The organism is Oleiphilus sp. HI0080 (assembly GCF_001635135.1).
This window is the reverse complement of record NZ_LWFU01000781.1, coordinates 1-11,839: the sequence shown is the minus strand read 5'-3', so window position 1 is coordinate 11,839 and position 11,839 is coordinate 1. Positions and strand designations below refer to the sequence as shown.

General features: G+C 45.2%; 11 protein-coding genes. 8 read left to right on the top strand and 3 right to left on the bottom strand.

Translation table 11 applies throughout. The annotated features are described in order from the left end of the window. The 7 genes from A3751_RS16195 to A3751_RS16165 all read left to right on the top strand — a co-directional run. Positions 1-1,068, top strand: a 1,068-nt coding sequence (locus tag A3751_RS16195) for a DNA replication/repair protein RecF (protein WP_156492543.1), incomplete at its 5' end; no start/stop codon positions are given. Positions 1,069-1,099: 31 nt separating this feature from the next. After that, a complete protein-coding gene (gyrB, locus tag A3751_RS16190) occupies positions 1,100-3,520 on the top strand; it encodes a DNA topoisomerase (ATP-hydrolyzing) subunit B (RefSeq protein ID WP_068457935.1) in 2,421 nt (806 codons plus the stop codon). Positions 3,521-3,597: 77 nt separating this feature from the next. Further along, positions 3,598-4,104 carry a GNAT family N-acetyltransferase gene (locus A3751_RS16185; protein WP_068544184.1) on the top strand — a complete coding sequence of 169 codons (507 nt, stop codon included), beginning with the start codon at positions 3,598-3,600 and terminating at the stop codon, positions 4,102-4,104. A 259-nt stretch (positions 4,105-4,363) separates the two neighbouring features. Continuing rightward, entirely contained in the window at positions 4,364-5,494 is a 1,131-nt protein-coding gene (locus tag A3751_RS16180) for an ABC transporter ATP-binding protein (RefSeq protein ID WP_068457930.1), read from the top strand. Next, on the top strand, positions 5,491-6,420 hold the full coding sequence (locus A3751_RS16175) for an ABC transporter permease subunit (protein WP_068457928.1): 930 nt from the start codon (positions 5,491-5,493) through the stop codon (positions 6,418-6,420). Before A3751_RS16180 ends, A3751_RS16175 begins: the two co-directional genes overlap by 4 nt. Continuing rightward, the gene (locus tag A3751_RS16170; RefSeq protein WP_068457926.1) at positions 6,407-7,246 is read left to right on the top strand and encodes an ABC transporter permease subunit; all 840 of its coding nucleotides are present in this window, start codon (positions 6,407-6,409) and stop codon (positions 7,244-7,246) included. The genes A3751_RS16175 and A3751_RS16170 overlap by 14 nt, the downstream gene beginning before the upstream one ends. A gap of 114 nt (positions 7,247-7,360) precedes the next feature. Next, entirely contained in the window at positions 7,361-8,455 is a 1,095-nt protein-coding gene (locus A3751_RS16165; RefSeq protein WP_068457924.1) for a polyamine ABC transporter substrate-binding protein, read from the top strand. Between the two features lie 71 nt (positions 8,456-8,526). On the opposite strand, the gene A3751_RS16160 is transcribed toward A3751_RS16165, so the two are convergent. Beyond that, positions 8,527-9,816, bottom strand: coding sequence for an FAD-binding oxidoreductase (locus A3751_RS16160; RefSeq protein WP_068457922.1), 1,290 nt, complete (start codon positions 9,814-9,816; stop codon positions 8,527-8,529). Positions 9,817-9,930: 114 nt separating this feature from the next. Next, on the bottom strand, positions 9,931-11,043 hold the full coding sequence (gene ald / locus A3751_RS16155) for an alanine dehydrogenase (protein ID WP_068457920.1): 1,113 nt from the start codon (positions 11,041-11,043) through the stop codon (positions 9,931-9,933). A gap of 142 nt (positions 11,044-11,185) precedes the next feature. Between ald and A3751_RS16150 the strand changes: the two genes are divergently transcribed. Beyond that, on the top strand, positions 11,186-11,686 hold the full coding sequence (locus A3751_RS16150) for an Lrp/AsnC ligand binding domain-containing protein (RefSeq protein ID WP_369819930.1): 501 nt from the start codon (positions 11,186-11,188) through the stop codon (positions 11,684-11,686). A 2-nt stretch (positions 11,687-11,688) separates the two neighbouring features. On the opposite strand, the gene A3751_RS21885 is transcribed toward A3751_RS16150, so the two are convergent. Then, the coding region (locus tag A3751_RS21885; RefSeq protein WP_197466412.1) for an arginase family protein at positions 11,689-11,839 on the bottom strand (151 nt) is incomplete at its 5' end.

Sequence of the window (11,839 nt, the reverse complement as noted above, 5' to 3'; positions counted from 1 at the left end):
CTCGATGCTAATTTCGTGGTGCTACTCGGTAGCAATGCTTCCGGAAAAACGAGCTTTCTAGAAAGCATCTATACCTTGCTGAATGGAAAATCTTTTCGTACTAGCAAGACGAAGAATATTATTTCTAATATTGGGTCGTATGAAGAGTTTGTCCTACGCGGAGTGATTTGTGGCGTTGGCAGGGCGGGGAATGGTCGCCGTGTTATTGCCTTAAAAAAATCGATAAGCGATCGCTATGTAGCGAAAATCGATGGTGAGCATGCGGCAAGTATTGCGGAGATCGCTTGGGTGTTGCCGACTCAGATTGTCGAGCCAAGAAGTTTTAACTTATTAGAAGGTGGTGCTAGTTCCCGTAGAAGGTTATTCGATTGGTTAGTGTTCCACGTGGAACATTCTTTTGGCGACGTTTGGAAACGATACACTGGTGTTTTAAAGCAGAGAGCAGCGCTGTTGAAGCAAAGTCGGCCTGACGAGCAGCTAATTGCAGTTTGGGATCAGCAGTTGGCGGAGCTCGGCGAGCGTATTCATTGTCTCAGAGCGCCGATTATAGAGCGGGTGATTGAGACCTTTTGGTTAAGGGCATCTCGTTTATTTGGGGAAGAGGTACTGGAACGTCTTCAGGTAAGCTATTCACGGGGTTGGTCCAACAGTGAATCTCTTTTTGATTCTCTTATCGCTAGTCGCGGCAAGGATATTAAAAGACGCACCACGCACTATGGTGCTCATCGGGCAGACTTGAAGTTCAGTTACGATGGTCTTCCTGTCCAAGAAGGTTTGTCGAGGGGGCAGCAAAAACTGTTAGTGTTGGCGCTGCATCTGGCTCAGATTGAAGTGTTGTATGGTGCCACAGACAAAGCTTGTATGTTGCTTTTGGATGATCTCGCGTCAGAGTTAGACGAAGCGAATTTGGAAGTTTTGCTTGGTCAATTGCAAGGGCTTGAGACATGTGTAATTGCCACCGGGCTCGATCATTCATTGTATGAGCGCTTGATTTCCAAGCTAGATTTATCACACAAAACAAGAATGTTTCACGTGGAACATGGTAAGATAACGCCGCTAATACATTAACTATAAAGACTTAGATATCTCAGGAAACACAATGAGTGATACCCCTAATTCGTACGACTCCTCAAGCATTAAAGTCCTCAAAGGTCTAGACGCTGTTAGGAAAAGACCAGGCATGTACATCGGTGATACTGACGATGGGACAGGCTTACACCACATGGTCTTTGAAGTTGTAGATAACTCGATTGATGAGGCTTTGGCCGGATACTGTTCCGAGATCAAGATTGTAATTCATGAAGATGAATCTATCACGGTTTCTGATGATGGCCGCGGCATTCCAACAGACATCCATGAAGAAGAAGGGATTTCTGCCGCCGAAGTAATTATGACCGTTCTCCACGCTGGCGGTAAGTTCGATGACAATACTTATAAAGTTTCAGGTGGCCTGCATGGTGTAGGTGTATCGGTTGTTAACGCGTTGTCTAGTCTTCTAAAGCTAACGATTAGAAGAAACGGAGAAGTACACGAACAGGTATATCACGATGGTGTTCCTCAAGAGCGTTTGAAAGTTGTCGGTACAACCGAGAGCAGCGGTACACAAGTACATTTTAAACCTTCGCCACAGACGTTCACTAACATTAAGTTTCACTATGATCTTCTTGCTAAGCGAATTCGAGAGTTAGCGTTTCTTAACTCAGGGGTCTGTATTGTTCTTCATGATGAGCGCTCTGGTAAAGAAGAGCGATTTGAATATGAAGGTGGTTTAAAGGCATTTGTCGAATATTTGAATACAAATAAGTCGACGATCAACCAAGTTTTCTATTTCTCTACACAGCGTGAAGATGGAGTAGGAGTCGAGGTCGCACTCCAGTGGAATGATGGATTCCAAGAAAATATCTATTGTTTTACAAACAATATCCCACAGCGCGATGGTGGTACTCACTTAGCTGGGTTTAGAGCGTCACTTACTCGTTCGCTCAATCAGTACATTGATCGCGAAGGACTTGGGAAAAACGCAAAAGTTGCAACTTCCGGAGATGACGCTCGAGAAGGACTGACGGCCGTGATCTCGGTAAAAGTACCAGATCCTAAATTTTCTTCTCAAACGAAAGATAAGCTTGTTTCATCTGAAGTTAAGTCTGCTGTAGAGCAGGAGATGAACTCGTCGTTTGGTGAATATCTGATGGAGGCCCCACAAGAAGCTAAATTGATCGTGGGTAAAATGATCGAAGCTGCTCGAGCTCGAGAGGCGGCGAGAAAGGCACGTGAGATGACCCGCCGAAAGGGTGCTCTAGATATTGCGGGATTACCTGGAAAACTAGCCGATTGCCAGGAAAAAGATCCTGCCTTGTCCGAACTTTACATAGTGGAGGGTGATTCTGCAGGAGGTTCAGCGAAGCAAGGACGTGATCGAAAAACTCAAGCTATCCTTCCCCTCAAGGGTAAAATTCTCAATGTGGAAAAAGCTCGGTTCGACAAAATGCTTTCTTCTGCAGAGGTAGGAACGCTGATTACGGCTCTTGGTTGTGGGATCGGACGTGAAGAATATAATATTGAAAAACTCAGATACCACAGCATCATTATTATGACGGATGCTGATGTTGACGGTTCGCACATTCGTACATTGTTGCTGACTTTCTTCTTCAGACAGATGCGTGAAATTATAGAGCGGGGATATGTTTTTATCGCTATGCCTCCTCTATATAAAGTCAAAAAGGGTAAGCAAGAGCAATATTTGAAAGATGAAAAATCGCTTGAAGCGTACCTAACGCAATCGGCTTTAGATGACACTAAGCTATTTGTTAATGAGAGTGCTCCTGCTCTTACTGGAGAAGCATTAGAAACATTGGTAAATAGTTATCGGTTGGCGAAAGACACCATAGGCAAGTTATCACGCAGTTATCCTGAGAAAGCATTGAACGCGCTTTTAAAAGTACGTCGCTTAGATGCTGCATCTTTGAAAGATCAGTCTCAGGTTGAAGAGTGGGTTAGCGCGTTTTCCGAACATCTTGGTTTGGACAAGGCGACCGGAACTAATTACATGGCAAGCGTGTTTGAAGATAAAGAGCACAGCGTTTTCCTGCCTAAGATCGATGTATACGTGCACGGTATTTCTACCAGTTATATTCTTAAGACAGAGTTTATTGAAGGCGGTTCGTATGCTGCCATCTCTAAAACATCTGAGGCTTTACTAGGCTTGCTTGAAGAGTCAGCGTATGTGCAAAAGGGTGAGAAGAAAATACCCGTTTCTGATTTCGGTCAAATGCTCGATTTACTGATGAAAGAAGCACAGCGTGGACTAGCGATTCAGCGTTATAAAGGCTTGGGGGAGATGAATCCTGATCAGTTATGGGAAACGACAATGGATCCGGAGACTCGCCGTATGATGAAGGTGACGATTGAGGATGCTGTCGCGGCAGACCTGATTTTCACAACCTTAATGGGTGATGAAGTGGAACCACGTAGAGATTTCATTCAGTCAAACGCGCTTGAGGTTACTAACCTGGACGTCTAGCAAGACTGTTCCAAGTTTTATTAAAACCATGTTTTTGCTGATGCAACTACATGGTTTTTTTATATGAGGGAAAGGCAATGATCAAACTAGTGAGCATCTCTGACTTAGCAGATTGGCGGGAGGTAGACCGTGTCCAACGCCTTGCTTACTCTTCTGACTTAGTCGAGGATATTGAAGTACTCAAAGAAAAAGCGGATATCCTAGGACACTTCTGCTTCTTGATTCAGGATGAGCTTACGCACCACGTTCTTGGCTACGTACTCGCGCATCCTTACTCTAGGACGCAAATTCCACCCTTAAATTCAAAAAAACTATCCTCTATAAATAGCGAGGAAACGAACGTTTTCCTTCATGATATGGCGTTGAACCCATCTTGTTCTGGAAGAGGTCTTGGTAAGCTTACGGTCGAGCGTTTACTCTCAGAAGTGAAGTCGAAGGGGGCGAAGAGTATGACTTTAGTTGCAGTGCAGGCATCCAGCTCCTTTTGGAGTAAGGTTGCAGGCTTTGAAGTGGTGAACTCTGCAGACGAGGCTAGTTTGGCCAAGTACGGTAACGGCGCAAAAATGATGCGGGTAGAATTATAAAGCGCACCAAAATAACGCAGACGACGTTATTCTAGACCTTCCATATTCTCATCAAATTGCGAAATATCTAACAGATCGTCTTGATCATACAGACTAATTACCAAACCGCTCTTGTTTCCAGTCGGCTAATGTTGTTTTATAGTGCGTGTATAATAAAACGAACACTTGTGTATTAAATAACAATATTTTTGGCAGCCTATTTGCTTTACATTAGGCTTAAACCAAAACAAGCAGTAACCGTTTAGCCCGGAGCTAGTGAATGTCCCTCAGCGAACCAAACAAACTCTCGCAACCAAAAGTACAAGTACAATTAAAAAGCGTCACTAAGGAATTTGACGGCTTTAGAGCTGTAAACGATGTGAGCTTAGAGATATACCAGGGAGAGATATTTGCACTGCTAGGTGCTTCAGGCTGCGGTAAATCGACTCTTCTAAGAATGCTAGCCGGCTTTGAGAGTCTCACTAGCGGAGAGATACTGTTGGATGGCCAATCAATGGCCAGGATTCCCCCTTATCAAAGACCGATCAACATGATGTTTCAGTCATATGCTTTATTTCCGCATATGACCGTTGAACAGAACATCGCATTCGGTTTGAAGCACGATAAGTTGAGCAAACCCGCTATTAAGGCGAAGGTAGCAGAAGTACTGACCTTAGTTAGAATGAGTGAGTATGCGAACCGTAAGCCTCATCAGTTATCCGGTGGACAGCAACAACGCGTGGCGTTAGCGCGGAGTCTCGCTAAAGAACCAAAATTGTTACTCTTAGACGAGCCAATGGGCGCTCTTGATAAGAAGCTTCGTACGCAAATGCAGCTGGAAATCGTCGACATACTTGAGTCTGTTGAAGTGACATGTGTGATGGTTACACACGACCAGGAAGAAGCCATGACCATGGCATCGCGTGTCGGGATTATGGACCAAGGTGTGATTCGTCAAGTTGGTGCGCCGTTTGATGTGTATGAAAACCCCAATAGCCGGATGACAGCGGAGTTTATCGGTTCGGTTAATATCTTTGAAGGTAAGATGTCGAAGGATGAACCTGATCATGCGGAGCTGACTTGTTCCCAGCTCGAAGTTCCGATTCGGGCAGCTCATGGTGTCGTTGGGAATATCGGTATGGACATGGCTTTTGCACTAAGGCCTGAAAAAGTAAGTATCTCGAGAAACAAGCCAGATCAATCATGTAACTACGCTCGGGGAGTGATCAAAGATATAGCCTATCTTGGAAGTCATTCGATCTATCATGTCGATATCGGTGGCGGGAAAATTGTACTTGTCTCTATGGCGAACAGTGATCGCTGGGGTGGGGCGGAAGAACCTCGACTTACGTGGGAAGACGATGTTTATGTAAGTTGGGCAGAAACAAGCGGGGTCGTGTTAACCTCATGAGTTCCTTAGTCAGCACACTTCTTAAACCAACGAGAAAGCTAGGGAAGAAGCTGGTTGTTTTTTTACCTTATTCTTGGCTCTTGTTGTTTTTTCTTGTGCCATTTCTCATTGTTCTACAGATTTCCTTCAGTGAGTCACAAATTGCACAGCCTCCTTATACGCCGTTAACGAGCTTTGTTGACGATGTGTATACGATCAGCCTGAATCTATTTAATTACATAGACTTATATGAGTACGATCTTTACCTAAGCGGCTATATCAGCTCGGTTAAGATCGCTTTTGTTTCGACATTGCTCTGTCTTTTAATTGGCTACCCGATTGCCTATGCGATCGCTAAACTGCCGCCACATTCGAGAAATCTAGCACTGATGCTCGTGATCATGCCGTCATGGACGTCATTTTTGATTCGTATCTATGCTTGGATTGGTATTCTTAAGACCAATGGATTGCTCAACAATGCTTTAATGGGGGTCGGAATCATTGATGAACCCTTGGCGATCCTACATACGCCGATAGCCGTTTATATTGGTATCGTCTATGCCTATCTTCCATTTATGGTACTGCCCATATACACCAACTTAGTTAAGCATGATGGGCGTTTACTTGAAGCAGCGGCCGATCTCGGTGCTACTCCAGTAGGTTCTTTTTTCAAAATAACGTTGCCCCTTTCGATTTCGGGAATTATTGCAGGCTCGATGTTGGTATTTATTCCGTCCGTAGGGGAGTTTGTTATACCTGAGTTGTTAGGTGGTCCCGATACGCTCATGATTGGTAAGTTATTGTGGAGCGAGTTCTTCAATGCCCGCAATTGGCCGGGAGCTGCGGCCGTAGCGGTAATTATGCTCGTATTACTGATTATTCCCATAACGATCTTCCAGCGGTATCAGGCAAAAGATTTTGAGGAGAAAGCCAGTGAGCACGAATAAAACAAATACGCTTTCCTGGGCAATCCTTTTTGGCGGATTTCTATTCCTCTATTTGCCTATCTTTATTTTGATTGTCTACTCGTTTAATGAGTCGCGCTTGGTCACGGTTTGGGCTGGATTCTCTACCAAGTGGTATGGCGAACTGTTTGAAGACGAGCAAATGATGAATGCTGTCTGGATGAGTTTAAAAATTGCTTTTCTGAGCGCTAGCGCGGCTGTGGCACTAGGCACGTTGGCCGCAATAGCGCTGGTTCGATCAGGCGCATTCAAGGGAAAGACCTTATTTACCGGTATGATTACCGCTCCCTTGGTTATGCCCGAGGTGATCACCGGCTTGTCGTTGTTATTGTTGTTTGTGACATTGTCCCAGATGATTGGCTGGCCTTCCGAACGGGGAGCGATGACGATTTGGATTGCACACACAACGTTTAACATGGCTTATGTGGCTGTTGTTGTATCCGCTCGGCTAAGAGAGCTGGACCAACGTCTTGAGGAAGCTGCAATGGATCTTGGCGCGAACAAGTTACAGGTGTTCATATATATCACTTTGCCAATAGTCGCTCCGGCTTTGTTGGCAGGTTGGTTACTCGCTTTTACATTATCACTTGATGATTTGGTCATTGCGAGTTTTGTATCCGGCCCAGGTTCTACTACATTACCAATGGTTGTATTCTCAAGCGTCAGACTTGGAGTGAGCCCTAAGATCAATGCGCTAGCAACGTTGCTAGTGCTTGCGGTATCCGTCGCAGCATTTATTGCTTGGTGGATTATGCGAAGAAATGAATTGCAACGACAAAAGGAGATTCAATCTGCTTACAGTAAGTAGATTAATCAAAGACTTAAGGCATAAAAAACTAAGGCTTAATGGATTATGTGCGGGCTAGTGGAAAACAGACCGCACCTCAAGAAAACCAATAATTGGTGTAATCGAGGAGAACTTATGAAAACGATAAAAAATATTGTACTTGCTAGTACATGTGCGATGGCTTCTGCTGGCGTGTTAGCGGACAAAACCCTTAATGTGTACAACTGGTCTGATTACATTGCTGAAGATACATTAGCGAATTTTGAAGCTGAAACAGGCATCAAGGTTACTTATGATGTTTTCGATAGTAATGACGTTCTAGAGGCTAAGTTGCTTTCTGGTAAAACGGGTTACGATGTAGTTGTTCCTTCCGCTACGTTTATGGCACGACAGATTCAGGCGGGCGTATTTCAAGAATTGGATATGTCAAAACTGCCAAATCACAAGAATCTTGATGCGGCCATGATGGAAAAACTCTCTGCACTAGATCCAAATAACGCGCATTCTGTTCCTTATTTATGGGGTACCACCGGTATTGGTATCAACGTAGGCAAAGTTGCAGAGCGTTTAGGCGAAGACATGCCCACTGATACTTGGGACTTGGTCTTCAAGCCTGAATTAGCGGCAAAGTTAGCCGATTGTGGTATTACTATCTTAGATGCTTGGGATGAACTTGTACCCACGGCACTGAACTACCTAGGCGAAGATCCAAAGTCGACGGATACTAAACTGCTGAATGGTAAGGTAAAAGACCTTCTGGACGGCGTTCGCCCTCACGTTCGTTATTTCCATTCTTCACAGTACATCAATGACTTGGCCAATGGCGATGTTTGTCTCTCAGTTGGCTGGTCGGGTGATATCTTACAAGCCGTTGACCGTGCAGCAGAAGCAGAGAATGGCGTAGAAGTCGCTTATATCATTCCTAAAGAAGGAGCTGGTCTTTGGTTCGACATGCTCGCGATTCCAAAAGATGCAGCAAATTCGGACAATGCACATGCGTTTCTTGATTTCTTGATGCGTAAAGATGTGATTGCCGGTGTTTCGAACTATGTCTGGTACCCGAATGCAGTGCCATCTTCAAAGGAGTTAATTGATGAAGAGATCACATCGGATCCGGCTATTTATCCAACGCCTGAAGTAGAGAAGAACTTGTTTACGTTCCCAGTCTACGGTCCTAAATTTGATCGTGCCGGTTCACGTATGTGGACTGCTTTGAAAAGCGGCAAGTAATAGGATCTTGTAGCAGAGATAGCTACAATAAAAAAACCGGCTTTAAGCCGGTTTTTTTAGGTTTGAGTTTTTTATCGCAGCTTTTCGAGCATCACGTAATACCACATTCCAATTGCCAAGAACTGGTTACCAAGCCATTCCGCACCGGGAACGCGTATGTGCGGACACTCAGCAAAAATATCAAACTCCCTTAGCTCACCATCAAGCGCATTGGCCATAATCTCGCTGATAATGTGTGAGCTTGCAATACCATGACCAGAATACCCTTGGGCATAAAATACGTTTGCTGAAAGTTGGCCAAGCTGAGGAATGCGGTTTATGACAATCCCCATCATGCCACTCCATTGGTAGTCAATTTGAATCCCTTTTAACTTAGGAAATGTCCGCTCAATCGCCGGGCGCAATTCTGCCTCTATATCGCGGGTGGGCTTGCCACTGTAATTAGCGCCACCACCAAAAAGAAGACGTTTGTCGGCGGTCAGGCGATAGTAATCGAGCACGAAACGACAATCGTAGACAGCAAGATCCTTCGGGTTGATTACATTGGCCAACTCTTCGCCTAATGGCGCAGTGGCTACCAACCCGCCAGCGCAAGGAAAAATTTTGCCACCCATTTTTGAGCGTTCGAGCTTATGATAGGCGTTACCCGCGAGCATAACTTTCTTCGCTGTCACTTTACCAAACTCAGTAATCACGGCCGGAGTGACACCGTGCTCGATGTCCGTTACTTTTGAATCTTCGAAGATTCTCACCCCTAAAGAGCTTGCTGCTTCCGCTTCCCCCAGGCATAGATTCGCTGAATGCAGGTGCATATTGCGCTTGTTATAAATAGCACCGTGATAGATGTCAGTATCGAGGTAATCTGGTATCTCTTCGCGCTTGAGTAAACATACGTCATCACCCATTCCACGACGAACGGCTTCGTTGAAGCTAGCCTCTAGCTCCGGCATATGGCTCGGTTTATAAGCAGTATGAAGGTGCCCAAACTTCAGATCGCATTCGATTCCATACTTGGCAATTCGGTTTTTGATAATGTCATGCCCGCGCCACCGCAAGTTCCAAACAAAATCTTCCGCTTCTGTTCCAATGGTTTTCCGCATGTTTTTAACCATTGCCGCATCGCCGGATAAGCTTCCTGTTACTTGACCGCCATTTCTTCCGGTGGCGCCCCAAGCAATTTTGTTCGCTTCAATCACAACAACCGAATAGCCTTTCTCTGCCAGTTCAATTGCCGTATTCACTCCAGTAAAGCCGCCACCAATGATGGCAACGTCGGCTGTAACGTCGCCTTCTAATTTCGGGTAATCACTCTCTTTATTGAGGGTTGCTGTGTAATAGGCAGCGCAGCGATTTTCAGCCATGTTTATCACCAATGTAAAAAATATTAAACGACTAGATTATTATATAACACACCCCTGGGCCTAGAAAGCAAAAACGGCCCAGAGGGCCGTTTTCTCGCGGGTGAGGACTCGTGGTTAAGAGATCGCTTCCGCTGGATCAACCAAGTCGTATCCAAGTGCGTCGCATACTGGGCGGTTAGTCACTTGGCCTTTGTGGACATTCAGACCCGCGAGTAGATGTTTGTCACCCTTTAACGCGGCAAGACCCTGATTCGCAAGCTTGATTGCATAAGGTAGGGTCGCGTTGGTCAGCGCAAACGTCGAGGTACGAGCTACACCGCCCGGCATATTGGCAACACAGTAGTGGACGACGCCATCAATCTCGTAGGTGGGCGCTGCGTGTGTTGTTGCTTTCGATGTTTCAAAACAGCCGCCTTGATCAATCGCAACGTCTACAAGCACAGCTCCATCTTTCATTTCTGAGAGCATTGCTTTTGTAACCAGCTTCGGTGCCGCTGCACCGGGGATAAGTACTGCGCCAATGATGAGATCAGCGCTTATTACTTCAGAATGAATGGCTTCTGACGTGCTGTATAAGGTCTTAATATTGGGGCCAAACATATCGTCGATTTGTTTCAAACGGTCTAAGTTGCGATCAAGAATCGTCACGTCAGCACCCATACCTGCAGCCATTCTAGCAGCATTCAGCCCAACCACACCTCCACCAATAACGCTTACTTTTGCAGGAGATACACCTGGAACACCACCAAGCAACATGCCATTGCCGCCTTGCGCTTTTTCTAGACTGTGCGCACCAGCTTGAATCGCCATACGGCCAGCAACTTCACTCATCGGAGCGAGAAGCGGCAGAGTACCTTTATCGTCAGTAATTGTTTCATAGGCAATGGCGCTAACGCCTGATGCAAGAAGTAACTCTGTTTGAGTTGGGTCTGGAGCTAGATGAAGATAGGTAAAGAGTAGTTGGCCTTCACATAACATTTTACACTCGTTCGGCTGAGGCTCTTTTACCTTAATGATCATCTCTGCACGTTCAAAAATCTCGGGGGCGTCTGATACGATTTCAGCACCAGCGTCCACATATAACTCGTCACTGATACCAATTCCTTCACCGGCATTTGCTTGAATCATCACTTTATGGCCATGTTCTGAGAGCTCTCTTACTCCTGCAGGTGTTAAACCAACTCGATACTCATGATTCTTAATTTCTTTAGGTACACCGATAAGCATTGTTACGTCTCCAAAAGGGTGATTTCAACGAAGAAATAATAGGAAAAAAAGCTCAGAATTATTTATGTATTTTGCCGATATTTTTGTTATTAAGCAGAATAATCTACTGAATACTGGTTATAATTAAGCAAATATTGCTGTTATTGTTGGGGCATACCATAAAGTGGAAGAACGTAAAGAACTCAGTAAGATCGACCTGCACATACTGGACGAACTACAAAAAGACGGGCGTATTAGTTACGCAGAATTGGCGCGTCGAGTGGGTCTGACGACGAGCCCTTGTATGGAACGTGTTAAGCGTTTAGAGAAAGAGGGGATTATCAAAGGCTATACCGCTTTGCTTGATCCGGAATACTTGCATAGCAATCTGATCGTTTTCGTTCAGATTCGGCTAGTACGTATGTCGCACGACATCTTTGAAGAGTTTAAAGAGGCCGCAATCGCCTTGGACGAAGTGCAAGAGTGCTTTTTGATATCCGGTAACTTTGATTATCTGATAAAGGCGAGGGTGGCCAATATGGACCATTATCGAAAATTTCTTGGAGACACGCTTTTGTCTTTACCGGGAGTGCAAGAGTCCACCACTCTTGTGGTGATGGAGCAAGTAAAAGACACCACGTACTTAAAACTTCGCCGAAACTAGCTTTAGACTCTATCAGGTTGATCTGCAGCCAGTAGACAAAGCATATTCGTGGCAATGGTCGCACCGGCAAGGGCGGTCATTTCTGCGTGATCATAAGGCGGAGCGACTTCGACAACGTCGCAACCAATGATGTTGAGCCCCGTAAGCCCTTTG

Bases quoted from the DNA above. Each gene is read 5' to 3' on its own strand.
- gyrB (WP_068457935.1), top strand. From the start codon at position 1,100: ATGAGTGATACCCCTAATTCGTACGACTCCTCAAGCATTAAAGTCCTC.
- A3751_RS16185 (WP_068544184.1), top strand. From the start codon at position 3,598: ATGATCAAACTAGTGAGCATCTCTGACTTAGCAGATTGGCGGGAGGTA.
- A3751_RS16180 (WP_068457930.1), top strand. From the start codon at position 4,364: ATGTCCCTCAGCGAACCAAACAAACTCTCGCAACCAAAAGTACAAGTA.
- A3751_RS16175 (WP_068457928.1), top strand. From the start codon at position 5,491: ATGAGTTCCTTAGTCAGCACACTTCTTAAACCAACGAGAAAGCTAGGG.
- A3751_RS16165 (WP_068457924.1), top strand. From the start codon at position 7,361: ATGAAAACGATAAAAAATATTGTACTTGCTAGTACATGTGCGATGGCT.
- A3751_RS16160 (WP_068457922.1), bottom strand. From the start codon at position 9,816: ATGGCTGAAAATCGCTGCGCTGCCTATTACACAGCAACCCTCAATAAA.
- ald (WP_068457920.1), bottom strand. From the start codon at position 11,043: ATGCTTATCGGTGTACCTAAAGAAATTAAGAATCATGAGTATCGAGTT.